The sequence below is a fragment of the Deinococcus sonorensis KR-87 genome (assembly GCF_040256395.1).
GTDB classification, from domain to species: domain Bacteria; phylum Deinococcota; class Deinococci; order Deinococcales; family Deinococcaceae; genus Deinococcus; species Deinococcus sonorensis.
Genome location: NZ_CP158299.1, coordinates 587982 through 612224 on the forward strand (window position 1 = coordinate 587982; position 24243 = coordinate 612224).

At 67.8% G+C, this 24243-nt stretch carries 22 protein-coding genes; 11 read left to right on the top strand and 11 right to left on the bottom strand.

The genetic code is table 11. The features are described 5' to 3' along the window. Positions 1 to 75 precede the first annotated feature (75 nt). Together ABOD76_RS08080 and ABOD76_RS08085 are read right to left on the bottom strand one after the other, a co-directional pair. A complete protein-coding gene (locus ABOD76_RS08080; RefSeq protein ID WP_350244306.1) occupies positions 76 to 2349 on the bottom strand; it encodes a hypothetical protein in 2274 nt (757 codons plus the stop codon). A 281-nt stretch (positions 2350 to 2630) separates the two neighbouring features. Next, positions 2631 to 3137 carry a hypothetical protein gene (locus ABOD76_RS08085; RefSeq protein ID WP_350244307.1) on the bottom strand — a complete coding sequence of 169 codons (507 nt, stop codon included), beginning with the start codon at positions 3135 to 3137 and terminating at the stop codon, positions 2631 to 2633. Positions 3138 to 3451: 314 nt separating this feature from the next. Here ABOD76_RS08085 and ABOD76_RS08090 point away from each other — a divergent pair, with 314 nt between their 5' ends. From ABOD76_RS08090 to ABOD76_RS08110, 5 genes are all read left to right on the top strand, one after another. After that, positions 3452 to 4327, top strand: coding sequence for an SDR family oxidoreductase (locus tag ABOD76_RS08090; RefSeq protein ID WP_350244308.1), 876 nt, complete (start codon positions 3452 to 3454; stop codon positions 4325 to 4327). Further along, on the top strand, positions 4324 to 4863 hold the full coding sequence (locus ABOD76_RS08095; RefSeq protein ID WP_350244309.1) for a gluconate 2-dehydrogenase subunit 3 family protein: 540 nt from the start codon (positions 4324 to 4326) through the stop codon (positions 4861 to 4863). Before ABOD76_RS08090 ends, ABOD76_RS08095 begins: the two co-directional genes overlap by 4 nt. Next, the gene (locus ABOD76_RS08100; RefSeq protein ID WP_350244310.1) at positions 4860 to 6437 is read left to right on the top strand and encodes a GMC family oxidoreductase; all 1578 of its coding nucleotides are present in this window, start codon (positions 4860 to 4862) and stop codon (positions 6435 to 6437) included. The genes ABOD76_RS08095 and ABOD76_RS08100 overlap by 4 nt, the downstream gene beginning before the upstream one ends. Beyond that, positions 6434 to 7768, top strand: a complete 1335-nt coding sequence (locus ABOD76_RS08105; RefSeq protein WP_350244311.1) for a family 1 glycosylhydrolase — start codon at positions 6434 to 6436, stop codon at positions 7766 to 7768. Before ABOD76_RS08100 ends, ABOD76_RS08105 begins: the two co-directional genes overlap by 4 nt. A 124-nt stretch (positions 7769 to 7892) precedes the next feature. Continuing rightward, positions 7893 to 8546: a TMEM175 family protein gene (locus ABOD76_RS08110; RefSeq protein ID WP_350244312.1), complete on the top strand. Its 654-nt coding sequence runs from the start codon at positions 7893 to 7895 to the stop codon at positions 8544 to 8546. 79 nt (positions 8547 to 8625) lie between these two features. Here the strand turns inward: ABOD76_RS08110 and ABOD76_RS08115 are convergent, their stop codons facing one another. The 8 genes from ABOD76_RS08115 to ABOD76_RS08150 all read right to left on the bottom strand — a co-directional run bounded on the left by ABOD76_RS08115 (position 8626) and on the right by ABOD76_RS08150 (position 15845). Further along, a complete protein-coding gene (locus ABOD76_RS08115) occupies positions 8626 to 9537 on the bottom strand; it encodes a DNA-3-methyladenine glycosylase family protein (RefSeq protein WP_350244314.1) in 912 nt (303 codons plus the stop codon). A gap of 11 nt (positions 9538 to 9548) precedes the next feature. Continuing rightward, positions 9549 to 9908 carry a VOC family protein gene (locus ABOD76_RS08120; protein ID WP_350244317.1) on the bottom strand — a complete coding sequence of 120 codons (360 nt, stop codon included), beginning with the start codon at positions 9906 to 9908 and terminating at the stop codon, positions 9549 to 9551. Between the two features lie 59 nt (positions 9909 to 9967). Continuing rightward, positions 9968 to 10897 carry a helix-turn-helix transcriptional regulator gene (locus tag ABOD76_RS08125; RefSeq protein ID WP_350244318.1) on the bottom strand — a complete coding sequence of 310 codons (930 nt, stop codon included), beginning with the start codon at positions 10895 to 10897 and terminating at the stop codon, positions 9968 to 9970. 132 nt (positions 10898 to 11029) lie between these two features. After that, entirely contained in the window at positions 11030 to 12844 is a 1815-nt protein-coding gene (locus ABOD76_RS08130) for an NPCBM/NEW2 domain-containing protein (protein WP_350244319.1), read from the bottom strand. Positions 12845 to 13692: 848 nt separating this feature from the next. Further along, on the bottom strand, positions 13693 to 14172 hold the full coding sequence (locus ABOD76_RS08135; protein ID WP_350244320.1) for a hypothetical protein: 480 nt from the start codon (positions 14170 to 14172) through the stop codon (positions 13693 to 13695). 70 nt (positions 14173 to 14242) lie between these two features. Further along, a complete protein-coding gene (locus tag ABOD76_RS08140) occupies positions 14243 to 14617 on the bottom strand; it encodes a roadblock/LC7 domain-containing protein (protein ID WP_350244321.1) in 375 nt (124 codons plus the stop codon). After that, positions 14614 to 15174, bottom strand: coding sequence for a GTP-binding protein (locus ABOD76_RS08145; RefSeq protein WP_350244322.1), 561 nt, complete (start codon positions 15172 to 15174; stop codon positions 14614 to 14616). Before ABOD76_RS08145 ends, ABOD76_RS08140 begins: the two co-directional genes overlap by 4 nt. Beyond that, positions 15171 to 15845 (bottom strand): DUF4388 domain-containing protein, encoded by a 675-nt coding sequence (locus ABOD76_RS08150; RefSeq protein WP_350244323.1) that lies wholly within the window; start codon positions 15843 to 15845, stop codon positions 15171 to 15173. The genes ABOD76_RS08145 and ABOD76_RS08150 overlap by 4 nt, the downstream gene beginning before the upstream one ends. A 242-nt stretch (positions 15846 to 16087) precedes the next feature. Here ABOD76_RS08150 and ABOD76_RS08155 point away from each other — a divergent pair, with 242 nt between their 5' ends. Next, positions 16088 to 16576: a hypothetical protein gene (locus tag ABOD76_RS08155; protein WP_350244324.1), complete on the top strand. Its 489-nt coding sequence runs from the start codon at positions 16088 to 16090 to the stop codon at positions 16574 to 16576. Here the strand turns inward: ABOD76_RS08155 and ABOD76_RS08160 are convergent. Next, on the bottom strand, positions 16542 to 17798 hold the full coding sequence (locus ABOD76_RS08160; RefSeq protein ID WP_350244325.1) for an AfsR/SARP family transcriptional regulator: 1257 nt from the start codon (positions 17796 to 17798) through the stop codon (positions 16542 to 16544). The two genes, ABOD76_RS08155 and ABOD76_RS08160, sit on opposite strands and share 35 nt — an antisense overlap. A 388-nt stretch (positions 17799 to 18186) precedes the next feature. Between ABOD76_RS08160 and ABOD76_RS08165 the strand changes: the two genes are divergently transcribed. The 5 genes from ABOD76_RS08165 (at position 18187) to ABOD76_RS08185 (ending at position 24209) form a co-directional block, all read left to right on the top strand. Continuing rightward, positions 18187 to 18795 carry a hypothetical protein gene (locus ABOD76_RS08165; protein ID WP_350244326.1) on the top strand — a complete coding sequence of 203 codons (609 nt, stop codon included), beginning with the start codon at positions 18187 to 18189 and terminating at the stop codon, positions 18793 to 18795. A gap of 305 nt (positions 18796 to 19100) precedes the next feature. After that, positions 19101 to 21263, top strand: a complete 2163-nt coding sequence (locus ABOD76_RS08170) for a family 1 glycosylhydrolase (RefSeq protein WP_350244327.1) — start codon at positions 19101 to 19103, stop codon at positions 21261 to 21263. 14 nt (positions 21264 to 21277) lie between these two features. After that, positions 21278 to 22432 (top strand): glycosyltransferase family 1 protein, encoded by a 1155-nt coding sequence (locus ABOD76_RS08175; RefSeq protein ID WP_350244328.1) that lies wholly within the window; start codon positions 21278 to 21280, stop codon positions 22430 to 22432. Positions 22433 to 22591: 159 nt separating this feature from the next. After that, on the top strand, positions 22592 to 23140 hold the full coding sequence (locus ABOD76_RS08180) for a DinB family protein (RefSeq protein ID WP_350244329.1): 549 nt from the start codon (positions 22592 to 22594) through the stop codon (positions 23138 to 23140). 439 nt (positions 23141 to 23579) lie between these two features. Then, complete coding sequence (locus ABOD76_RS08185) at positions 23580 to 24209, top strand: SOS response-associated peptidase (protein ID WP_350244331.1); 630 nt, start codon at positions 23580 to 23582, stop codon at positions 24207 to 24209. The last annotated feature ends 34 nt before the right edge of the window (positions 24210 to 24243 follow it).

Consider the following 24243-nt stretch of genomic DNA (forward strand, 5'->3'; position numbering starts at 1 on the left):
TTCGGGGAGGGCTTCAGACAACGCGTGCCCTTGATTGCTCAAGGGCACGCGGAATCACCCATCAGGCGAAGCGGGTTATTTGACGGTGACGACGATGTTCAGGGTGACGCTGCCCAGCGCGGGGACCGTGTCGGTCGCCGTGATGACGTTGTCACTGTTGGTGTCGACGGCCACCTGCAGGCTGGTGATGACGGTGCCGGCGACCGGCGCGGTGGTGCTCCAGGCGCCGCCGTTCACCTTGTAGTACACGGTGCCGCTGAAGCTGGCCGTGGCGCTGACCGACACCAGGTCCGAGTAGGTGTAGACGTTGGTGCTGCCGGTCGCGCTGTCACTCAGGACGAAGTTCTTGATCGCGGCGTTGTAGTTGTTCTTCGCCACGATCTTGTAGCGCAGCGTGTCGCCGGGCAGCGTGGTCAGGGCCAGCTTCTCGGCCGCGATGCCGGTGGGGCCGGTCGCGCCCTTGGTCTGGTACTTGCGGATGAACATGCCGGTCGTGGGATCACCGGTGATCGGGTCGCGGTCGGTGTTCACCACCGAGATCTTGATCACGTCATCGTTGTCGCTGGAGAGAATGGTGCTGAAGTTGCCGGTGGCCGACTGCGGCACCAGCACGGTTCCGGCCAGCGCGTCGGCCGGCACGTCCACGATGCCGTAGACGGTGATCTCGTCGTTGGCGCCGACGATCGGCGAGATGTAGCGTCCCGAGCTGTCCTTGGCCAGCTCCACACCGCTGGCGTTCACATAGCGGACCGTCGCGGTGCTGGTGCCGTTCGCCGTGTTGGGGAAGCTCAGGGTGGCGGTGGTCAGGGTGTAGCTGTCGGCGTACTCGCCACGGTTGACCAGGTCCATCGGGAACACCGCGCGGCGGTCGGTGGTGTTCTGCGCGACCGTGGTGGCCGAGGCCGGCGCGACGGTGGGATCGACCGTCTGGGTGGCGGTGGCCACCGTGTTGTCCACACCGAGGGTGGTGCCGTTGCTGTCACCGAACTGCATGCTGGCCGGCATGATGGTGTCGCTGCTGGTCGCGTCGGCCACCACGCCGCTGTCGTTGCCCGAGTCGATGCCCACCAGGACGACGACCGGCGCGGGATCGGTGGTGGCGGTCTTGTTCGAGTCCGGGTAGGTGACCTGGACGCGGACGTCGGTGGTGCTCGGCGTGACAAACCCGGAGGCCAGCGCGATGGTGGGGTACTTCGAGCCGGTGGCCGGATCGGTGTAGAGGGTCGTGATGGCCGTGCCGTCGTTGTTCAGGAAGCGCACGACGACGCCGCCAGGCAGCAGGAAGCTGCCGTCGTTGTTGTTGATGCCGATCGGGTTGCCGCTGCTGTCGGTCGGGAACAGGTTGACCGTGTCGGCCATGCCGGTGTTGGTCAGGGTGTTGACGAAGGTGACCACGTCATCGGTGGTGTTGGTGTCGGCCGTCGGGTAGGCGATCTGGTTGCTGCCGGACTTGGCGATCGGCGTGCTGGTGGTGGTGGGGTCCACGTAACCGGTGACCTTGGGGTCGCTGGTGGTGCCGGGCGTGCCGGGAGGCGACACCGGGTTGACCGGGGTGGTGGGGTTCGCCGGATCGTAGTTGGGATCCTGGGTGCCGGTGGGGCCGCTGGGCGGCACGACCACGGTGGGCAGCGGAGTGCCGGGGTTGTTGGGATCCTTGCTCGGCGGGTCGACCGACACCAGCGGCTTGTACAGCCGCACGCGGGTGTACTGCAGGTCGGTGGTGGCTTCGTCGGTGGCCGCGATGGTGCCGGCGCTGTACACGTTTGCATTGCCGCGCGGGCTCACCGAGAAGTCCGCGGTGGGATTGGCCGAGCTCGGCACCAGGATGCGCTGCTCCAGGGCAACCTGACCCTCGTCGGTGGCGGTGGTGGGATCGTCGGCCGGCACCGACACGATGCCGGGGTAGGTGACGGTGTCGCTCGAGTCGTACACCTTGGTGGTGCCCACCCAGTACTGAACGACCGTGCCGGTGGGCAGGGTGGTGCCGCCCAGGTACGGGGCGACCGTCACGTTGTAGGCCACGCCGGCGGGCGTGTTGCTGCCCACGTTGCCGTTGTTCAGGATGGTGTACTGGGTGACGACCGTGGCGCCCGGCAGCACGTTCTTCTTGTCGTGGCTGGCGATCGGGGTGGTCGGGGTGGTGCCGTCGCTGGAGGGGGCGCCCGCGTAGGTCACGTCAAAGTCCGGCTTCGGCTGGACGGTGGAGGTGACGGTGTTGGAGCTCACCGGCGTGGCCTGGGTGCCCGGGTTCGTCGGGTCCTCGAAGCTGGCCGTGGCGGTGTTGGAGATGACCGTGCCGGCGGGGGTGTTCCCGGCGGCAGCGGCGGCTCCAGTGGCCAGGGCAGCCATCAGAGCAAGGAGACGAGGGGTGACGTTCATATTCGGGACCTCCAGAGACGTAGAAGCGGACAGGCAGAGGCGCGATTTATGCCGAATTGAACCGGCACACATCTCGCGTTCACTCATTAAGAATTCTTAACTTTTGACTATGACGGATTTATTACGGCCGGTGGGTTGCCCCCATTCGGGGGAGCGCTGTTCTGAACGGGGTCCAGCTCCGAATGCACCGCCCAGTGGCTCGACCAGCACAGGAAAGCCGAGCCTGAGTCAGGCTCGGCCGTGCAACCCAGTTATTTGACCTGAACGAAGAAGCCGAGCTGAACGTTGCCATTGGCCGGCAGCTCCGCCAGGGTCCAGCGCACCGCCGTGTACTCCGACGGCTTGACCACCACGTCCCGCAGGACCGTCCGGCCGTTCTCGGTGACGCTGACCTGCTTCTTGAGCGGGGCCGGCGCGTAGGTCTTCCCGCCGTCGATCGAGAACTCCATCGTGACGCCGGCATTCAGGGTGCTGGACGGCTTCAGGTAGACGGTGCCTTTCGGGACCGGCAACCGGACCATCACGTGGGCCAGCGGCTTTGCCGTGGCGTTGCTGGCGGTGAGCAGTTGGCTCAGCACGTCGCCCGGCTGCACGGTCTTGGGGGCCGGGCTCAGCTGCTCGGTGCTCTTGCCGCCGACGGTGACGGTCCGGACCAGTGCCTGGGCCAGCGAGAGTGTCAGAGGGGACGTCCCCTGTGCGGCCACAAGGCCGGTCATCAGGCCGGCGGCGGCCAGCATCGAACGGGAAAGCTGGTTCATAACACTCCTTAGGGGCCGGCGGATCAAGGGCCCGCGGCAGCCACGAAACTCCCCCGACAATAGAAATCCGGGTCTTACCTCCCTCTTACACCTCGCAGACCAGATCAAGGTCGTCCAGGTCGTTTTCAGGGGCTCAGCCTCCTCGGCCCCGACGTGCCGGCTCTTCTCGGTTGTCTGACTCGCGGCAGCTCTGTCGACCTCCAGCTCATCCGCTCCTCTCCCCTTTCGCCTCCCCGCCTTGGGTTTTTCTTCAGAACCCCACCTGCGTATCCTCTGCGACACAAGCGGGCTGCGGCGAGGCTCAGCCTGGAGGCATGACCAGGCGACCGAAAGCCGAGGACTTCAAGGACGCACAGACGCTCCCCTACCCCGCCAAGCAGTCCGAGATGAAGATTCCGCCCCAGAGTGACCTGCGGACGTACCGGGCGGCGGGCAAACTGGAAGGCCGGGCCGCACTGATCACCGGCGGCGACAGCGGCATCGGTCGGGCGGTGGCCCTCGCGTTTGCCCTGGAGGGCGCGCGGGTCGCCATTCTCTACAACGAGAACGACAGCGACGCCCAGGACACCCGGCGGATGGTGGAGGAGCGCGGCGGAGCCTGCCTGGTGCTCCGGGCCGACGTCCGCGACCGGGCGCAGTGCCAGGACGCGGTCGAGCAGACGGTGCGCGCGTACGGGCAGCTGAACGTGCTGGTCAACAACGCCGCCTACCAGCACGCGCAGACGAGCATCCTCGACATCACCGAGGAGCAGCTGCGCCGCACCGTCGAGACGAACCTGTACGGGTACGTGTTCATGATCCAGGCGGCCCTGCCGCACCTGAAGAGCGGCGACGCGATCATCAACACCGGGTCCATCGTCGGGGAGACCGGCAACGAGATTCTGGTGGACTACACCGCCACTAAGGGCGGCATCCATGCCCTGACCCGGTCGCTGGCGCTGCAGTTCGGCAAGCTGGACAACGGCATCCGGGTGAACGCCGTGGTGCCGGGCCCGGTGTGGACCCCCAACATTCCCGCCACCATGCCGCTGGACGAGGTGCAGAAGTTCGGGCACGAGGTCGCGCTGGGCCGGCCCGGTCAGCCGGAGGAACTGGCCCCCGCCTACGTGTACCTCGCCTCGGACGACAGTTCCTTTGTGACCGGCAGTCTGCTGCACGTCACGGGCGGCAAGCTGTCGAGCGGGTCATGAGCCGCACCCACGACACGCTCGAGCAGCTGCTCCTATCCGGCCACGTCACCGCGCCCACCCGGCGGGTGCTGGAGGAGCGGCTGCACCGCACCTTCGAGCGGCGCTTCTTCAGCGAGGCGGAATTCCGGGTGCTGCAGGCGGCCGCCGCGCGGCTGGTGCCGCACGACCCGGCCCACCTGAACCTGGCGGGCGTGGTGGATGACCGGCTGGCCGAGGACCGCACCGACGGCTGGCGCTACGCCGACACGCCGCCCGACCCGCAGGCGATGCGCGACCTGCTGGCCGCCCTGCCCGCCGACTTCACAGGGCTGGAGGGGCCGGCGCAGGACCGGCACCTGCAGGACCTGGAACGCCGCTTTCCCCACCCGTTCGAGGACCTGCTGGCCGAACTGACCGAGGGATACTACAGCCACCCGGCGGTGCAGCTGGCGCTCGGGTACGTGGGCTTCGCGGACGCGCCCGGCTGGACCCGCATCGGCCTGAACGAGGCCGAGCGGCGTGAGCTGGCCTTCCCCGGCCCCAGGGATACGCCGTGACCCGGACCCACGCGCCGGATGAGGTGGTGGACGCCGTGGTGATCGGCACCGGGGCGGGCGGGGCGCCGCTGCTGGCGCGGCTGGCGGCCGCCGGCCTGCGGGTGGTGGCGCTGGAGGCGGGCGCCCACCACCGGCCCGCCGACATGCCCACCGACGAGCGGGCGCAGGTGTCGCTGTTCTGGAACGACGAGCGGCTCTCGGCCGGCGCGGACCCGGTCAGCTTCGGGAACAACAATTCCGGGTGCGGGGTGGGCGGCTCCACCCTGCATTACACCGCCTACACGCCCAGGGCGCAGCCGGACGACCTGCGACTGCACACCGACGCAGGTGTGGGCGTGGACTGGCCGCTCACCTACGCGGACCTGGAGCCCTACTACGACGAACTCGAACAGTTTCTGGGCGTGTCGGGGCCCGGCCACTACCCCTGGGGGCCGCCGCGCCGATCAAAGTACCCGCACCCGCCGCTGCCGCTGAACGGGGCGGCGCAGCTGATGGAGCGCGGCTGCGCGGCGCTGGGGCTGCGCACCTCCCCGGCGGCCAACGCCGCCCTGAGCCGCCCACAGCAGCAGGACGGCCATGGCCTGCGCCCCGCCTGCACCAACCGGGGCTTCTGTCAGGCGGGCTGCTCGGTGGGCGCCAAGGCGAGCATGGACGTGACGTTCCTGCCGCTGGCCCTCAAGCACGGGGCCGAGCTGCGGTCCGACTGCTACGTGACCGCGCTGGAGGTGCAGGGGCCACGCGTGACCGGCGTGGTATACCGCCACGCGGGGCAGGAACATAGGCAGCGCGCCCACGCGGTGTTCCTGAGCGCGGGCGCCATCGAGACGCCCCGGCTGCTGCTGCGCATGAACCTCGCCAACCAGAGCGGGCAGGTGGGCCGCAACTTCATGGCGCACGTCGGCCTGCAGGTGTGGGGCCAATTCGAGGAGGAGGTGCGCCCGTACAAGGGCATTCCCGGCGCGCTGATCAGCGAGGACACCCACCGGCCCAGGGACGCCGATTTCGCCGGCGGCTACCTGCTACAGTCCATCGGCGTGATGCTGGTGACGTACGCCTCGCAGTTCGCGCGCGGCACGCACACCTGGGGGCCGGCCCTGCACCAGCACCTGCGCGGCTACACCCACACCGCCGGCATCAACGTGCTGGGCGACTGTTTGCCGCACGAGGGCAATTATCTGGAGCTCTCGGACGAGCTGGACCACAAGGGCCTGCCCAAGCCCCGCATCCACTTCAGCTGGGGCGAGAACGAGCGGCGCATGCAGCGGCACGCCGAGCGGGTGATGCGCGACATCTGGACGGCGGCGGGCGGGCAGCAGCTGTGGAGCTTCAACCGCGCCGCCCATACCATCGGCACCGCCCGCATGGGCGACGACCCGGCGAGCAGCGTCGTGAACCGGGACGGGCGCTGTCACGACCTGAGCAATCTGTACATCAGCGACAACTCCACCTTTCCCAGCGCCCTGAGCGTGAATCCGGCCCTGACCATCATGGCGCTGGCGCTGCGCACAGCGGACTGCTTTCTGGAGACTCAACGGGTGGGCGGCTTCTCCACCCAGGCAGGTGGACGCGCATGAGCGAAGGCTTTCTGGACATCATCCGCCGCGTCCGTGGCGACGCGGCCTCCGGCGACCAGTTCGGCGGCGCCAGCGGCCGCGACGGGTCGGGGCTGCCCACCCGGCGGCCCGGCAACTTCATGTTCGCCACCGGCATCGAGTGCTCGTACCCCACCATCCAGAATGGGCGGGTGCGGCGCGACCAGCTGGCCGAGTGCGGCCACTACGAGCACTGGCAGCAGGACCTGCACCTGGTGAAGGACCTGGGCCTGAAGTACCTGCGCTACGGCCTGCCGTATCACCGCATGCACCTGGGGCCCGGCCGCTACGACTGGGACTTTGCCGATCAGGTGATGGCCGAGATGCGGCGGCTGGACCTGGTCCCGATCCTGGACCTGCTGCACTTCGGCGTGCCGGACTGGCTCGGCAACTTCCAGAACCCCGAGCTGCCGCTGCACTTCGAGGCGTACGCCGGGCAGGTGGCCGCCCGCTACCCCTGGGTGCGCTACTACACCCCGGTCAACGAGATCTACGTGACGGCCAGGACGAGCGGACAGGACGGGCTGTGGAACGAGCAGCTGAAGAGCGGGACCGGCTTCGTGACGGCCCTCAAGCACGCGGCGGCGGCCAACATCCTGGCCTGCCACGCGATCGCCCGGCACCGCCCGGACGCGATCATCGTGCAGAGCGAGAGCGCCGAGTACCTGCATGACGGCTCCGTCGAGCAGCGCCCGGAGATCGCCCTGCAGAACCGCCTGCGCTTTCTCTCGCTGGACCTGCTGTACGCCCACGCGCCCGACGCGGACGTGTGCCTGTACCTGCTGGACAACGGCATGAGCCGCCAGGAGTACGAGTGGTTCATGGCCGGCGAGCCGCCGGGGCACCAGATCATGGGCAACGACTACTACGGGCGCAACGAGAAGATCATCAAGCCGGACGGCAGCATCTGCACCGCTGAGGACGTGTTCGGCTGGTACCAGATCACCAAGGACTACTACCAGCGCTACCGCAAGCCGATTTTCCACACCGAAACCAATGTCTTCGACGCGGATCAGGCGCCCACCTGGCTGTGGAAGCAGTGGATGAACGTGCTGCGGCTGCGCCAGGAGGGCGCGCCGGTGGTGGGCTTCACCTGGTATAGCCTGACCGACCAGATCGACTGGGACAGCGAGCTGGCCGAGCAGCGCGGCACCGTGAACGCCTGCGGGCTGTACGACCTGAACCGCAATCCGCGCCCGGTGGCGGCCGCCTACCGCAAGATCCTGGAACATTTCGGCCAGATCACGGTCGTGCCGCACGGCGAGGTGTTCGAGCTGACCGACCAGGCCGCCGAACTGAAGGTGGAGGTGTAACGCATGGCAGGAAGCAGCAGGGCAAGCGGGACCTCACATGTGGCCAGTCGCCACCCGCCAGGGAGCCCAGCCCAGCTGCGACACACCTAGTCGGCTCCCCGAAAAATCACAGTACGATGCCGATATGGCCCACCCCGAAGCCAGTGAGCAGGCCCAGGACCTCAAGAACGTCGAACGGCTGAAGTTCTTCACCGACGCCGTCGTGGCCATTGCCCTCACGCTGCTGATCCTGCCGCTGCTGGAATCGGTGTCCGAAGCGGCCAGGACGCAGCAGTCCGCCACCGACATGCTGGCGGAACACAGCGGTCAGATCATGACCTTCGCGCTGAGCTTCGTGGTGGTGGCGAGTTTCTGGATCGTGCATCACCGGATCTTCGAGCACGTCTCGCGGTACACGCCCGCGCTGATGGGCCTGAGCTTCTTGTGGATGTTCACCATCGTGCTGCTGCAGTTCCCGACCGCGATGGTGGGCGCGCTGTCGCCCGAGCCGATCCTGCTGGGGCTGTACATCGGGCTGATGGCCCTGAGCAGCCTGATTCTGAGCGCCATGACCTGGCTGGTGTCGCGCGACGCCAGGATCCGGTCGGGCCGGCCGACCTTCGAGGCGTCCAGCCTGGCGGCGTCCTTCAGCAGTTCGCTGCTGTTCGTCCTGGTGCTCTGCCTGGCCCTGCTGATCCCCGGCCTGAGTTATTACGCGCTGTTTCTGCTGTTTCTCAATAGGCCGCTCCAGCGGCTCCTGCAGCCGTATTTCGCCCGTCTTCAAACACGCCTGACCTGAAGGAACCGGCCTCCGCCCAGGCCGGCACGGAGGCCTCCGGCGCTTTGCTCGGCACTTCCGGAACCGGAGTGCCAGCTCTTCAGCCGGCGGCGCGCAGGTAGTGGGCCCAGTACCCCTGCCAGACCCCGTAGGCCTCGGCCCTGGCCTGCAGGACCTGAACGCTCACCGGGCCGTACACCCGTGTGGCCGCCGCGAGCAGTTCGCGCGCGAGGACGGTCTGCGGATCGTCCAGCAGCACGCTGTCCATGCGCCCCAGGCCCCGCAACAGCACAAAGGCCGCCGACCACGGCCCCAGGCCGCGAATGCCGAGCAGCCAGGCGTGGACCTCAGCGCTGGGAGCGGAACGCAACCACCCCTTGTCGACCTGCAGGAAGGCGTTCGTAACGGCCGCCAGAGCCTCGCCCTTGCGTGCGTTGCCCACCAGCGCGCCCAGGTCCGGCGCCCCCACGTCCGCGAGGTCGGCCGGTTCCGGAAAGGCCCACAGCCGGCCGTGCGCAGTGGTCACTGACCCGCCGTACGCTTCCACCAGGCGCCGCTTGGCCGCCCTGGCCACCGGTGCCGGCGTCCGCTGCGTCAGGACCGCCCAGCAGGCGTTCTCGAAGGGGGTCAGGAATTTGACCTGATGGTAGCCGTACAGTCGCCGCAGCAGCGGCTGGAACGCCTCGTCCTGCCGGGCCAGCCGGTAGAAGGAGCGCAGGTCCTCGTCGAGGCTCAGGAAGAACCGCACACGCTCCAGGGCGAGGCGTTCCTGGTGGGACGTCAGCGGCTGATCCGCGGACAGCTCGCAGGCGAGGTCCGGCGCGTCCACGGTCCCGACCGACCGCACGTGGAACGCCACCGTCCTCCCCTGCAGGCGCACGGCCTTGGACAGTGTCTGCTCCCCGAGTGCCTGTTCGCCGCTGGTGGGGGTGAAGCCGCGCAGGAAGCCCAACGTCTGCGCGAAATCGAAGGGGGGTGCGGGGCGCAGGCGGTGCGTGGTGAGGGTGGTCATGTGGTCCTCCTTCATCCCTGATGGAAGGTGAGCTGATAGCCATCCGGGTCACGCACTGCGAACATCCGGCCAAATGGTCCCGGCTGTGGGGGCGACAGGACCGTACCCCCGGACGCGACGATGCGGGCATGGGTGGCGTCCACGTCCTGCACGGCGAACCACAGGCTGACACCCACCCCGAACGCCCCGCCGAGGTCGGTGGTGGCCAGCGGCTCGCGAATGGCGAAGATGGCGCCGTCCTGATCCTGAAACACCACCGCGCCCGGCCGGTCCTGCCCATGGGCCTCGAAGCCGATCACCTGCGTATAGAACGCCCGCGAAGCCTGCAGGTCCCGCACCTGCACCGAAGCGAAATCCAATCGTGTCTGCATCTCGTCCACCTCCTCATCCAGCATCGGGCAGGCTGGTGACACCGTCCTGTCAGCAGCGTTCAGCGGTAGTGGTCGAGGATGCGCCCGGCCTCCTGGCGCAGGCGGGTCTGCAGCGCGGCCGGTTCGAGCACGCGCGCGGCGCCACCCCACGACAGCAGCCACGCCAGGACGTCCTCGACGTTGCGGACGCGCAGGGTGACGAGCAGCCCGCCCGGCGTGTCCTGCAGCTCAGTGACGAAATACGACGGAGTCTGCCGCACCCAGCGCGCCACCTCCGCGGCAAACAGCACCCGCACGACCGTGTCGCGCGCCTCCCTTGCCTCGTCGCGCCGCAGCTGGAACCCCGGCTGCCGCTCGAAGTGCTGACCGGTGAGCGTCAGGTCGTCCAGGTGCTCCAGGCGGAAGGTCCGCAGCGCGCCGCGCGCATGATCGAACGCCGACAGCATCCACGCGGTGTTCAGCCGGAACAGGGCATGCGGATCGGCGCGGCGTTCCTCCGGCCGGGCGTGGCGTTTGTGGTACTGGAACCTCACCCCCTGCCGCCGGACGATCGCCTCCCGCAGCACCAGCAGCTTGCGCTGCGTGTCTTCTCCGTTCGGGTCACGCTGCACCAGCCTGAGGTTGTCGCGCAGGAACGCCACGTCGCCGCGCACCTCCTCGCTGAGCACGGCGCTGATCTTGCGGGCCGCCTGCTGCGCCGCGCTCGCGAGCTCCGCGTCGAACGACGCCGTAACCACGTCGCTGCCGAGCATCAGCATGATCGCCTCGTTCACACTGAAGCGCAGCGGTGGCAGGAAGTAGCCGTCCATCAGGGTGTAGCCCTGCCCCGGCGCGCTGACGATCGGCACGCCGGCCTCGTTGAGCGCGAGCACGTCACGGTAGATGGTCCGTTTCGAGACGTCGAGCGAGCGGGCGAGGTCCTCGGCACGCGCCCGTCCACGACCCTGAAGCGTCAGGACGATGGCGAGCAGGCGGTCGGTACGGTTCACGTGAGGCCAGTATGCCCTGGCCCAGACCTGCAGCGCGGAGGGACGGTGGATACGCGGCATCACCAAACGGAGGCGGAGAGAGAAGGAGCGCGGGCCAGCGGATGTCCGCTGGCCCGCGCTGGGTGCCGGGGGTTACTGAGGGCCGACGTTGACGTTGGCGTTGTCGAGCTTGGAGAGCCAGCGCTGGTACTCCTGCTTCTCGGTGTCAAGGGTGGCGGTGCCGCCGCTCACGTTGCCAGTGCAGACGGTGTTGTTCAGGCCGCAGTCCGGCACCCACCAGGGGTTGGTCGTCGTCGTGCCGTCACTCTTGACCTTGGTCCACATCACGAAGTTGTCCCGCATCACGTTGTTCGCAAACATCGCCGGCGTCTTCTGCCCCAGCTTGTACGGATCCCACACATACAGGCCCACGTTCTGCGCCGCAATCGGCCGGCCGTCCGGCAGGCGACCGCTGCTGATCACCCGGTTGTTATAGATCTGGTTGTCCACGCCACCCGCGATGCCCAGCCCATGGTTGGTGGTGGCGACGATCTGGTTGTTGTACACCCGGGCATGGCCCATCAGGCTCGGGTCGCTCGCCTGCCCGTCGCCCAGCAGGATCCCGCCGCCGGGGTAGGTCGCGTTATTGGCGGGGTCAGCGTTGTAGGCGCCCTGGATGTAGTTGTCGTGGATCAGGTACGGGCTGGCCGCGGTGCCACTGCTGAGGTAGAAGTTCATGTTCTCCTCGGTGTAGCTGTGATACGGCGCGTTGATGATCTCGTTCCAGCTGATGTCCACGTTCGCCACCCGCTGGATGCTGTTGAACAGCACCGCCTGGCTGATATTGCGCTTGCCGTTATACCCGTTGTTGCCGTCACTCTGGCGCCCATCGATGTTGCGCAGCTGGTTGTTGCGGATGCGGATCCCCTCACCCTTGCTGGGGTCACCGTAGAAGCTGCGCAGGTAGATGCCGGTGCCGTGCTCGAAGTAGTTGTTCTCGATGGTGATGTTGTACGCCTCTTCGAGGTTGGCGAAGCGCCCCATGATCCGGCCCGCGACGTTCGGGTTCAGGCCGTAGCCCTTGTTGTTGCGCAGGGTCACGCGGTTACGGAAGCCGGCCACCAGGTTGCCGCGGCCACGCAGCGTGCTGTTCTCGATGATCACCGGCTCACTGGTCTTGATCGTGATCACCGGGACTTTCGGATCCAGGCTCTGCCAGTTGCCACTGTACGTGCCACCCTTCGTGATGGTGATCGGGCCATCGAAGCTCTGTGGCGTCACCGGGGGAGGGGTGCTGCCGGAGCTGTCGGAGGTGCTGCAGCCGCGCAGCGTGGCGTTCGCCCAGTCGGCGTGGTCGAAGTAGTTGTTGTCGCCCGCATCGGTCACGACAAGTTTCAACTCGTCCTTGCCCGAGATATCCACGCTGATGCTCTTGGTGTCGCTGTCACCGGTCATGGTGCCGCTGTCGTACAGCTTGGTGCCGTCCGCCCACACCTGGAACACCACGCTGCCCAGGCTCCCCACCTCGTCATCCACGCCGATGTCCGACGTGAAGGTGTCACACTTCCCGCTGAGGTCGAAGGTCATGGAGGAATCCGAGTGCACGCCGAAGCCAGTGCCGTAGCTCTCGCCATTCAGCATCAGGGTCTTGCCGTCGCCGCCCTTGAAGCCCGCGTTGCTGCGGTTGATCTCAATGGGGCCCCAGCCGCTGGTAGCCGCGGTCCAGTCCTCGTTGCTCAGGGTGTTGTCCCCGTCATCGATGGACAGCGCCCGGATGGTGTGCCGCGGCCCACCGGTCCAGCTGGCATCGTGACCGTCGTAGATGAACGTCTGCTTGGCGGTGGCCGTCGCACTGACGGGTGTGGGATTGCTTCCACACGCGGCCAGAGTTGCGGTCAATGCAGTGACCAGGCCCAGAACAACGGGACGCTTCAGCAGAGAAAAGGCAGCGAAAGAATGTGTGGTCATGGAATCTCCTGTGGGCCTGCGTCTCGCACGCGGCATGAGGCACCGACCAGACGGGGGCCTGGGTCAGTGTGCTAAGGCGCTGAGATGATGCAGGAGACAGGAGCGCTGGGCACGGGTTGGCGGGGCAGTTCAATTCGATGCAGGTGGGGCGTGAAGGACAGCGGGGTGGTCTGGCCAGTTCATCTGCGGTGACGAACGTTGTGGTCCCTGAAACTCAGAAGGTGAGGGAACGGGCGTTCGTCAGGGTGGCCAGAAAACGCATTTAGAGATCGCTGCTTAAAGTAAAAGTAAACGTTGCCTTCGGGATGCATAAAAACCTGCCCTCGAATGAAGAACGTGAGATTTTAGTGGGTCACGTGCTGAAAAATTATGAGAGGGACAGATTTTGACGTGTCAGACCTGATTCATAGAATCAGCCTGCATGAGAGTCCCAACCTTAATGTTTCTTGATGTTGAACGATACCGACATATTTTCCGGACTTCTGACGCTAGCTCTGAGGCAGAAATGAGGTTGACTCAAGACAGATGGGTAGCGTTCTTAGAGAGCTGGAAGCAGATGAGGTCTGCCCTTCCCACCGGTCTGACCTGCTTCCTCAGCTAGGTCCGGATCGATCCGGACAGGAACCCGCGACCGGGCATTGGGGCGTGGTCTGACGAGGACGCCTGCAGGTGGACCGGGCAGACGCGCAGACTCAACGTCCTCAGCCGGATGGCTGAATACTCGGCGGCCGGTGCCTGGAGCTCAGAAGAGTTCACCGCAGCAACCCCATTAGGATGCTGAACCCCATGCCAAAACAGGGCCGCGGGTCCCGAAGGACCCGCGGCCGGTTGTTCTGATTCGGTTGCTGTTACAGCGGGCTGAAGACGAACTTGTCGCTGGTGCCGCCGCGCAGCACACAGTCGGTGTGTTCGCCCAGGAACATCCCGCCGGTCACAGCTTCCAGGGCGCCCCACACCGCGCCGAGGGTGAAGGTGCACTTCCGGTCGCTGCCGAGCGGCTCGCCGGCGCTGCACACCGTCTCCTGCGTCTCGATCACGATGGTGTCACCTTCCTGGTACGAGCGGGTCACGGCGCACAGCCGGGTGCCGCCGCGGCCGACCGCCTGATCCAGCGCCGCGGCGATCTGGTCGACCGGCACGTTCTTGCCGGCGAGGCCGAGCTCGGTGGCGAGCTGCTGGCCGCGCACCTTGCCAGCGCGGGTGAACACCACGGCGGCGCCGTCCGGCCCGAGGGTGTCCTCCACGCCGGTGATGACGGCCTTGAAGCACACGATGCTGCTGTAATCGCCCAGCTGAGGACGCAGGGCAGGGATGGCGGTGACGGTCATGGGGGATCTCCTGGGGGGATAGAGTGAGGCGAGCAGACGATCAAGCGCGTTCATACGCCTGGAACAGCGATCAGAGGATGGTGGAGATGCTGTGGGCGGCGTCGCGCGCTTCCATGTGGAGCAGGCCCAGGTTCATGCCGCTGGGCGCCACGACCGCCAGCACGCCCTTGCCGGCCGCGTACAGGTACACCTGGCCTTCGGTGCCGCTGACGCTCATTTCGGTCAGGCTGCCGGAGCCGAGCGTGTCGTTGATGCGCTTGCCCAGGCCCAGCGCGGTGGCGGCCATCGCAGCAACCCGGTTGGCGTCGGTGCCGCCATTCATCGCCTGAGCGATCGGCAGGCCGTCGGCGGTGGCGATCAGCGCGCCGCGCAGTTCCGGCAGGTTCACCCGCAGGTTGTTGAGGGTCTCGTGAAGCTGCTGCTGCTTGCTCATCGTTGCGGTCATGGCGTCTCCTGGGAGGGAAAAAGGGGCGAGAGGTCGGGGAGGCGGGAGGCGCTGCTGTCCAGCTGTTCCAGCAGCGTGGCGAGCAGGTCGTGACAGGCGGCAGGATCGGTGGCGTTGAGGCCCAGCACCTGGCTGGGGGGCAGGTCGAAGTAGTCGGCGACGTCGTCCGGTTCCCAGACCCTGGGCAGGTCCTGACGGGTCACGCCCAGCAGGTACGGCACCGGATACCGGGTGGTGATGAATTCGAGCATGTTGCGCGCCGCCGCGAAGTCACGTGGCCGGTCACCCGACACCAGCATCACCAGCCCGAGGGCACCCTCACACAGCAGCTCCCACATGAAGTCGAAGCGGTCCTGGCCCGGCGTGCCGTACAGATGCAGCGGAATGCCGTCCAGCGTCAGGGTGCCGAAATCGAAGGCGACGGTGGTGTTCAGCTTGCCGATGTCCTCGGTGGCCTCCACGTCGGTGTCCACCACCGGGGTTTCGCTGAGGGCGCGCACAAAGGTGGTCTTGCCGGCCGCGACCGGTCCGGCGACCACCAGCTTGAGCGGCCTCATGTCGCGGCTCCCCGCTGGCCCTTGCGCCGGCCACCGAGCGCGCCGAGCAGCCGGGCCACCAGACCGCCAGCAGTGCGGGCCGCCGGGACCGCCGGCGCCGGGGCCGCTGTCGTCGGCTGGGCGCGCAGCGGCGCAATCAGGCCGCTGGTCCGCAGCTTGTACAGCATCAGCTGTACCTGACCGGGGTTGCACCCCAGGCTGCGGGCCAGGTCGTTGGCGCTGGCGCCCAGCAGCAGCTGCACCTCGGTGCGGGCGATGAACCGCTGCAGCTCCGGCTCGAGCGTCTGATGGGCCGCGTCGAGCAGCACGAAGCGGGTGTCCGGGGAGGGCAGCCGGTCACGGTAATGGCTGATCTCGTCAATGACCGTGCTGGCACCCAGCAACAGCCGGGTGATGCTGAATTCGTAGTGGTGACGCAGGGTGTTCGGGGAGTCCTTGTGGAACTCGAAGCGGCCATCCTGGCTGCGGCTCAGGTGAAGGATGGTATCGCGCACCTGCTGCGGCTCCTTGATCAGCTGGTGGTCACAGAAGATGGCCAGCAGCTGATCGTTGTCGATGTGCAGGCGGTACTGCCGTCCGTGCTGCTGGATGTGCAGCTGGCCGCAGCGTCGGCCCATCATGTTCAGTACTTCCGGGAACGGCAGCTCCGAGAACTCTCCAAAGATCGCCATCGTGGTCCTCCTTTCTCACCGCCGCGCCCGCTGGGCGGGGCGATGTGCTTTCCTGACCCCACTGTGAATGGCCGCGATTACTTTGCCATTACACCCCCGCCATGCCCGGTGTAATGCCGCTGTAACGCGTGTTCAGGCACACTGCGGCATGCGCAGGCGAAACGAGGCGCTGGCCCCCGGCGCCTGCCTGCGGGACCAGACCGGCAGCACACCAGGGTGGCGTGGTGAACAAGGGTGAACACATGAACGGGGCCCGGCCAACAACGTCGGCTGCCGAACAGGCCGGCCAGCGGGTGACGGAAGCGCTGTACGCGGCGCTCGACGTGCACGTCAGCCGGCTGCTCCTGCTGACGCCCGCGGGCGTGTCCACCCTACACAACTGCGCCGACGAGCGGTGGGCGCCGCGTCTGGAGCCGCTGCTGCTGGATGGCCGACAGCTGCAGCAGATCAGCCGGCGCGGCGGCGCCACCTTCGCGGACAAATGGCTGCACCGGCCAGCCGTGTGGGCCCCGCTGGTGCAGGCCGGCGCGCAGGCGGTGGCGCTGGTGCCGCTCGCCGCGGCGCCCGCGCCGGTGCTGCTGAGCCTGCTGGTCAGCTTCGAGCCGGGGCACCGCTGGACGGCGGTGGAACGCCAGGTGGTGGGTGAACTCTACGGCACGGTCCAGGATGGACGCACCGCCTCTGCCCTGCAGTCGCTCAGTTCAGCAGCCTCTGCACGGCCCGCCCCGTAAGCGCGGTGGCACGGGCCAGGAAGAACCGCTCCACGTCCAGCCAGGGACCGGCGGTGGCCGCACGGTCCAGCCGGATGAACAGCAGGCCGCCGGGCAGCGGCACCGTCTCACAGGCGCTGGCGTGGCCCACGGGTCCCGTCTCCCCCGTTTCCAGCGACGGGTGGCGGTAGTCCGGGGCGGCCTCCAGCGGCAGGTCCGCCACCGGCGACGGGTGGCCACCGCTGGCGTGCCACACGGTGCGTCCCTGGCCCTGTGGTCCGGCCGTCCCGATCACCACGCTGGAGGCGTGCAGCCGCGCGCTCAGCAGTGGCGCGGCCAGCCGCGCCGCGTCTGCAGGCGTGGCCGCGCTCAGCAACGCTTCCGAGAAGCTGAGCAGCTCCAGCAGGGCCGGCACCGTCTGCAGGTCCTGGGCCGGAGGCACCGGCATCTGCCGTGCCAGCCGCGGACACGGGGCGGACGTGCCGATGTGGTGGGGGCAGACCGGACGGCTGGTCCGCACGCGCTCGGCCACCTCGCTGGTCTGGACCATCGGGACGTCGCCCAGCTCGTCGCGCAGAAAGCGGACCAGCGTGCGGTAGTGCGTCACGGCGCGGCTGGTGTCGCCGGAGTGGGCGAGGCAGCTGATCAGGCTGCGGTGCAGCGACTCGTCCAGGAACGGATCGGCCTTCAGTGCCTCGGCCAGCCGGTGGGTGGCGTGCGAGCACTCCATGCCGTCACAGTGCAGTGCGGCCAGATCCAGCAGCACCTGGACGTACTGCTGCCGGTACTGCTCGCGCGCCTGATCGGTCCAGCTGCACGAGAGCTCCGGCAGAAAGTCACCGTGGTAGTGCGCCACGGCGGCCTCCAGCGCCGCCTGCCGGCCAGCCACGCTGCCTGCGGTGCGGGCAGCGGCGGCGTGCATGGCAAAGGTGCTCACGTCCGCTTTGGCCGCCACCTCCGGCGCCAGGCGGAAGTGACCGCCAATCTCCTGGACCACGCTCAGGCCGCCGAAGGCCGCCTTGAGCCGGTGAACGGTGACGCGCAGACGGTTGAGCGCCGCCGGCGTGTCGTCACTGTCCCACAGGTCGTGCAGCAGCTGGTGGCGACTCCGGCCTTCCGGGGCCGCCAGCAGGTAGAAGAACAGGTGATGCACCTGACCGCACGTGGTGAGCAGCGGACGCCCGGCGCGGACGACGCGGCCCTGACCGATCCCGAAGGTCTGAACACTGAGGGTGGCGGTCATCGCCGCCACTCCACAGAGGAGCAGGGGAGCGGCGGAGTGCCGACGGACAGGTCGGTACGTGAGGACATAGTTTAATCTTTGCTTAATTAAGCCATTGCCGCTGTGCGATATTCGAGGAGAAAGGTCGACTTCTAAGCATTTAGCCGAACCGCCTGAATCCGGCAAAGTGCCCTGATGGTCTCTCCTCTACTCCCCCACCCCAATCCGGGTGTACCGGGCCCAGACCATCCGGCGCAGAGTGAGGCTGAACCCTGGGCCTCCTGCTCATGGCTTCGTTGCCTGGTGCGGCCTTCCGTGTCCTGACTCCGCACCCTCTTCCCCATTCTCCCTGCTCGGCGTGTGCGGCCCTGCCCGGATGCAGCACCCACGAGCCCCTCCAGGAGTCCCGATGCGTCACCTGCTGATGTTCACCGCCGTCCTCGCCCTGGGGCTGGTTCAGGCCCAGACCGCCACGCCCAGCACCCCAAGCACCCCGGAAACACCGTCCACCCCAGATGACGCGTCCAGCACCTCCCTGTCGAGCCTGACCCACCTGGTGGCCGCAGGCAGCGTGGTGACGCTGGTCGGCGCCGACGGCGCCCTGATCGCCACCCTGCAGGCAGACGGCACCCTCAAGCTGGAGGCGGGAGCCAGTCTCAGCAGCGCCACCCGGGTCAGCGTGACGCGCGGCACCACCTCAGCCACCTACACGCTGGCCGCCAAGGTGAGTGCGGGCGGCCCGCTGTTCGTCAGCGTGACAAACGCCCAGGGCAAGGCCCAGGTGATTCCGCTGGTCGCGGCCATCAACCGCGACGCTGCTCCCGGTCAGGCACACCGCCCTGTGGCCGTTGTCCCGTCCACGCCGTCCGCCCCGGCACACACCGGCACCAGCACCAGCCACTCCGGGCAGGGGAACGCTGGCGGACAAGGAAGCTCAGGAGGGCAGGGCAATGCCGGCAGCCACGGCAGTGGGAACGGCCACGGCAGCACGCCACCCGCAGCGGGCGGACACCACTAGACGCCGCGTCCCTCCCCACCGCCGCTCTGGCCCCTCCTGGTTGACAGGAGGGGCCTTCCTTATTGATGCGTTCGCAAGGCAGGCACCCAGCCACGAAAGGGCGGCGCCCTTGCTCGTGGGGTCCCGCCGGCTCTATGAGAAAACGCCAGAGCCCTCTTGCGGGAAATCGAGGAGAGCCACAGGAAGCGTCAACATGGCCCTTCAGCCAGACCAAGCGCCCGCCCGAATGGGCGGCAAGACAATACCGGGACCATGCTTCCCTCTGACAGAACGCACGTTGACGGCCCTCGGGAGCACGTCCGACCATGACGGCACCGACAGCACACCCGGCCCCCGCCCCGCTGGAAGTCTGGATCGGGGTGGAGTGTACCCTCAACCGGGTCCAGGACCAGTACCTCCATCAGCTCGACACCTGCGGCCACAGCCGCCGCCCGGACGACCTGGATCTCCTCGCGGGTCTCGGCGCGCGCCGCATCCGCTACCCGGTGCTGTGGGAGATGGTCGCGCCCACCGATCCGGAGCAGCCGGACTGGCGCTGGACCGACGAGCGGTTGACCCGGCTGCGTGAGCTGGACCTGCAGCCGATCGCGACCCTGCTGCATCACGGCAGCGGTCCGGAGTACACCGATCTGCTCGACCCGCACTTCCCGGAGAAACTGGCCGCCTACGCCCGGAAGGTCGCCGAACGGTACCCCTGGCTCCGCCTGTACACGCCAGTCAACGAACCACTCACCACCGCGCGCTTCAGCGGGCTGTACGGCGTGTGGTACCCGCATCACACCAGCGACGCGAGCTTTGTGCGGATGCTGCTCAACGAATGTCGCGGCACCGTCCTGGCGATGCGCGCCATCCGCGAGGTGCAGCCGCAGGCCCAGCTGGTCCAGACCGACGACCTGGGCAAGACGCACGCGACGCCGTTCATGCAGCCGGAAGCGGACTTCCAGAATGACCGGCGCTGGCTGGCCTACGACCTGTTGTGTGGCCGGGTGGACGAGCAGCATCCGCTGTGGACCTACCTGCTACAGGCCGGCGCCACCCCAGAGGAACTGGCGTGGCTGCGCCATAACCCCTGCCCGCCTGACATCGTCGGGGTGGACTACTACGTGACCAGCGAACGCTTCCTGGACGAGCGCACCGAACGTTACGCCGGTCATCACCAGTGCGGCTCCGAGTACGCCGACATCGAGGCGGTGCGGGTGTATGAGGACCTCGCGGGCATCGAAGGGCTGCTGCGCGAGGTGTGGGCGCGCTACCGGCTGCCGATCGCCATCACCGAAGCGCACCTGGGCAGCACCCGTGAGGAGCAGCTGCGCTGGTTCAGCACCTTCTGGCAGGCCGCGCAGCGCGTCCGGCAGGAGGGTGTGGAGGTACTGGCCGTGACGTCGTGGGCGGTGCTGGGCAGCTTCGACTGGAACACCCTGCACACCGAACTCAAGGGTCACTACGAACCCGGTGCCTTCGATGTCCGTGGGCCAGCGCCGCGGCCTACCGCGCTCGCCACGCTGCTGCGCGACTGTGCAGACGGCCGCGCAGCGCCGCATCCGGTGCTGGCCTCGCCGGGCTTCTGGGACCGGCCGGACCGGTACTTCTTCCCGGTGGTCCGGTCGTCCGCCCCGAGACGGGCCCCCTCGCCGGACCGGACGGCGCGGCCGCTGCTGATTCTCGGCCAGGGCGCCCTGGGGCGATCGGTCCGCCGCCTGTGTGTGGAGCGTGGTCTGGCGTATCAGCTGCTGCCCGAGCTCACCGACGCGCCGGCCATCGGCGCCGCGCTGCAGCAGCTGGACCCGTGGGCGGTGGTGCACACCGCCGGGTACGGCCACATCGACGCGGCAGAACGCCACCGCCTGAACTTCTGGCGGGCACAGGCGGTGGGGCTCGCCGTGCTGGCGCGTGCGTGTGCCGCCGGTGGCGTGCAGCTGCTCAGCTTCTCGTCCGATCAGGTGTTCGCCGGCGAACGGCGGGCCCCGTACCACGAACTCGACACGCCGGCCCCGGTAAATGCCTACGGGCGGGCCAAGCTGGAAGCGGAACGCCAGGCCCTCGCGTACCACCCCGGCACGCTGATCGTGCGGAGTGCGGCGCTGTTCGGCCCGGCAGAACGCTGGAGCGCCCTGAGCCGGGCGCTGGCCCGGGTCCGCACCGGGGAGGTGATCCACCTGGACCATCAGCACGCCTTCTCGCCCACCTACATGCCGGACCTGGTCCACGCCAGCCTGGACCTGCTGATCGACGGCGAGCGGGGCATCTGGCATCTGGTCAACGACGGTGAGATGACCTGGTCGGACTTCGTGCGGGTCGTTGCGGAGGCCAGGGGCCTGCCTGGGGACGCCGTGCAGCCGCTGCTCGGCACCCAGCCCGGCTGGCTGGCGCCACGGCCGAGATACAGCGCCCTGAGCAGCCGCCGCGGCCACCTGATGCCCAGCTTCGAGCGGGCCCTGGACCGCTACCTGGCCGACGCCGCCGACTGATCCAAGGAGGAGTGATGAGCCTGAATCCTGACGTGCTCTGCCTGGCGCACCTGCGCTGGGATTTCGTGTACCAGCGTCCACAGCATCTGATGAGCCGCGCCGCTGACCAGCGCCGGGTGTACTACTGCGAGGTGCCCCGCCACGACGCCGCCGAGCCGCACCTGGAGACCCGGCAGGACGGGCCGGTGACGGTGGTGACGCCCCACCTGCGGACCGATCTGCCGTGGGTCCAGGCCGAACGCCGGATCGGTCAGCTGCTGGCCGATTTCCTGCACACCGAGCAGGTGCGTCGGCCACTCGCCTGGGTGTACACGCCGATGCTCCTGCCCGTCACCGATTTCTTCGAGACTGGCGGCGTGGTCTACGACTGCATGGATGAGCTGGGCGGCTTCTGTGACGCGCCACCGGAGTTACAGGCCCGCGAACAGCGCCTGTTCCGACAGGCAGACGTGGTGTTCACCGGCGGGCACCACCTCTGGGAAGCCAAGCGCTCACAGCATCCGAACGTCCACGCGTTTCCGTCGAGCGTGGACGTCGCCCATTTTGCCCAGGCGCGGCAGGGCCTGCCGGACCCGGCGGACCAGCAGGCCCTGCCGCGTCCCCGGCTGGGCTTCTACGGGGTGATCGATGAACGCTTCGATCTGGAACTGGTCCGGACCCTGGCCACGCGAAGACCCGAGTGGCAGTTCGTGTTCCTCGGCCCGGTCGTCAAGATCGACCCATCGCAGCTGCCGCAGGGACCGAACCTGCACTACCTGGGGATGAAATCGTACGCGGAGCTGCCCGCGTACCTCACGCACTGGGACGTGGCCCTGCTGCCGTTCGCGCGCAATGCCGCCACCGAATTTATCTCGCCCACCAAGACACCCGAGTACCTCGCGGCCGGCGTGCCGGTCGTCAGCACGGCGATCCATGATGTGGTGCGGCCCTACGGTGACGGCGGCCTCGTGAGCATCGCCTCCGACCCGCAGGCATTTGAACAGGCGATTGCCCATGCCCTGGAGGCCGACCACACCGATCGGCAGCGCCAGGCCGACACGCTGCTGTCTGGAATGTCGTGGGACCGCACCTGGGACGCCATGAACACGCTTGTTCAACGGTCGCTGGGGTTCAGGATGGCCCGAACAGCCCCGCGCATGGCGTCCCACACCAGCAACACCGGACGTTGAAGGACAGCGAAAGCCAGGGTGCTTCCCCTCTTTTCACAGCAGACCATGTCTTTCCCCACAAGTGAATTGCTGACCAGCAGCGTCCTGCCTCCGACAGCTCAGCACCTATGCCCATCGCGATCGGGCGGCCAGCCGGTGGGGCCGGTTTTATACTGTCGCATGCCCTCCCCCGCTCTGTCGGCCCACGCGGTGCTTGAACGTGAGCGGGCCCGTCTCGGGCGGCAGCTTCAGCGGCTGCCGCCCGAGTGGCTCACCTTCCGGCCAGCTCCCGACGAGTGGTCCATGCTGGGCGTGGTGGACCACCTGGAACGGGTGGAGCGCGCCCTGCTCGACAATGCCCACCACCAGCTCACCCAGCCCCCCTCGGTGCCGGACTTGCGGGCCTATGTCACGTTCGCGGTGATGTGGCTGGTGATGTCCTCGCGCCTGAGAATCCGGACCCCTGGCACGGCGGGGAACGTGGCCCCGCAGGTCGACGGTCTGGACCTCGCAGCCGTGTGGTCGCGCTGGGACGTGACCCGCCGGGAGCTGGCCGAGTTGCTCGCCACACTGGACCGGCCAGCGGTCTCGGTCTTTCGGCACCCGGTGGCGGGCCGCCTCACCGCCCGTCAGGGCCTGGCCTTCATGGCCGTCCACTTCCGTCACCATGGACCTCAGCTGGCCCGCCTGAAAGCGGCTCAGAATCGAAGGCGGGCACCGAGACCCTGATCAGGGACGTACCGGCAGCAGCAAGGCGGGCGCACACACCCGTGTGGCCAGGAGGACCGGGCCGTGTTCCAGCCTGGCGACGCCGCCTGCCTTGATCCGGGAGTTGTCCCAACAGTTCAGGTTTGCGCCTGCTGTCCTTCTTGTGACCCAGGCCAGTCATCCGCAGCCGCAGCGCGTGGAGCAGTCGAAGAACTCGGATTGTCCGCAAAGAGACCCCCCGTCACATCATGGGCATGGGGGTGCGAAGGGCGGGGCACCGGGAATGGATGGTCCGAAGAACCGTTGAGTGGTGAGCAGCTGAACCCTCGCTGGTGAGCGCACCTGGCCCGAGCCCTGCTCAAGCGGCTGGATCAAGGAAATCCGGCCTGATGTTCAGGTGGACCTATCGCCGTCACTCTGCGCTATTCTTATGTTATGTACGTAAAAACGGAGGCGATGTATGTGTAACCGTGCAGAAGACCGCTTCAGCACCAGGGCCCAGCAGGATCTCCAGCAGCTGTTCGGTCCGGTGTTCACCTGGGAAGGGGACCGCGAGCGCATCAACCCCACCGATCCACTGCTCACCGTACGAACTACCGAAGGCGGGTACCAGGCGACCCCCCTGCGCTGGGGCCTGATTCCTCCCGGCAAGACCCCCGAGGACTACAAACGCGTCACCACCACCAACGCCCGCCTGGACACCCTGACCAGCAAGCCCACCTACCGCTCGGCGTTCCTGGAGGGCCGGCGCTGCATCGTACCGATGAGCGCCTTCTTCGAACCGGACCCCAGCCACACGCCCAGAAAGGGCGAACGCAAACGCTGGTACCGGGTCGAGCGGCCGGACGGCCGACCCCTGTTGGCGGCTGGGGTCTGGGAACGGACCGAGACACCGGCAGGGGTGCTGGAGTCGGTGACGGTGGTGACGCGTGCGCCGGTGGGTGAGTTGGCCACGGTGCATGACCGGATGCCGGCCCTGCTGCTGAGCAAGGACCTGCACACCTGGCTGGATGGCGATCCACAGGCGGCCATCCAGGCGGCGCAGGACAGCTGGCCGGACGGCCTGCTGCACTGGGCCCTGGTGCCTTAGATCCAGGACGATCCTCGAAGCTGAATCCGCCTGA

What these genes read in the sequence shown, in the direction of transcription:
- ABOD76_RS08080 (WP_350244306.1), bottom strand. Translation starts at nt 2,349, where the DNA reads ATGGCTGCCCTGGCCACTGGAGCCGCCGCTGCCGCCGGGAACACCCCC.
- ABOD76_RS08085 (WP_350244307.1), bottom strand. Translation starts at nt 3,137, where the DNA reads ATGAACCAGCTTTCCCGTTCGATGCTGGCCGCCGCCGGCCTGATGACC.
- ABOD76_RS08090 (WP_350244308.1), top strand. Translation starts at nt 3,452, where the DNA reads ATGACCAGGCGACCGAAAGCCGAGGACTTCAAGGACGCACAGACGCTC.
- ABOD76_RS08095 (WP_350244309.1), top strand. Translation starts at nt 4,324, where the DNA reads ATGAGCCGCACCCACGACACGCTCGAGCAGCTGCTCCTATCCGGCCAC.
- ABOD76_RS08105 (WP_350244311.1), top strand. Translation starts at nt 6,434, where the DNA reads ATGAGCGAAGGCTTTCTGGACATCATCCGCCGCGTCCGTGGCGACGCG.
- ABOD76_RS08110 (WP_350244312.1), top strand. Translation starts at nt 7,893, where the DNA reads ATGGCCCACCCCGAAGCCAGTGAGCAGGCCCAGGACCTCAAGAACGTC.
- ABOD76_RS08115 (WP_350244314.1), bottom strand. Translation starts at nt 9,537, where the DNA reads ATGACCACCCTCACCACGCACCGCCTGCGCCCCGCACCCCCCTTCGAT.
- ABOD76_RS08120 (WP_350244317.1), bottom strand. Translation starts at nt 9,908, where the DNA reads ATGCAGACACGATTGGATTTCGCTTCGGTGCAGGTGCGGGACCTGCAG.
- ABOD76_RS08130 (WP_350244319.1), bottom strand. Translation starts at nt 12,844, where the DNA reads ATGACCACACATTCTTTCGCTGCCTTTTCTCTGCTGAAGCGTCCCGTT.
- ABOD76_RS08135 (WP_350244320.1), bottom strand. Translation starts at nt 14,172, where the DNA reads ATGACCGTCACCGCCATCCCTGCCCTGCGTCCTCAGCTGGGCGATTAC.
- ABOD76_RS08140 (WP_350244321.1), bottom strand. Translation starts at nt 14,617, where the DNA reads ATGACCGCAACGATGAGCAAGCAGCAGCAGCTTCACGAGACCCTCAAC.
- ABOD76_RS08145 (WP_350244322.1), bottom strand. Translation starts at nt 15,174, where the DNA reads ATGAGGCCGCTCAAGCTGGTGGTCGCCGGACCGGTCGCGGCCGGCAAG.
- ABOD76_RS08150 (WP_350244323.1), bottom strand. Translation starts at nt 15,845, where the DNA reads ATGGCGATCTTTGGAGAGTTCTCGGAGCTGCCGTTCCCGGAAGTACTG.
- ABOD76_RS08155 (WP_350244324.1), top strand. Translation starts at nt 16,088, where the DNA reads ATGAACGGGGCCCGGCCAACAACGTCGGCTGCCGAACAGGCCGGCCAG.
- ABOD76_RS08160 (WP_350244325.1), bottom strand. Translation starts at nt 17,798, where the DNA reads ATGACCGCCACCCTCAGTGTTCAGACCTTCGGGATCGGTCAGGGCCGC.
- ABOD76_RS08165 (WP_350244326.1), top strand. Translation starts at nt 18,187, where the DNA reads ATGCGTCACCTGCTGATGTTCACCGCCGTCCTCGCCCTGGGGCTGGTT.
- ABOD76_RS08170 (WP_350244327.1), top strand. Translation starts at nt 19,101, where the DNA reads ATGACGGCACCGACAGCACACCCGGCCCCCGCCCCGCTGGAAGTCTGG.
- ABOD76_RS08175 (WP_350244328.1), top strand. Translation starts at nt 21,278, where the DNA reads ATGAGCCTGAATCCTGACGTGCTCTGCCTGGCGCACCTGCGCTGGGAT.
- ABOD76_RS08180 (WP_350244329.1), top strand. Translation starts at nt 22,592, where the DNA reads ATGCCCTCCCCCGCTCTGTCGGCCCACGCGGTGCTTGAACGTGAGCGG.
- ABOD76_RS08185 (WP_350244331.1), top strand. Translation starts at nt 23,580, where the DNA reads ATGTGTAACCGTGCAGAAGACCGCTTCAGCACCAGGGCCCAGCAGGAT.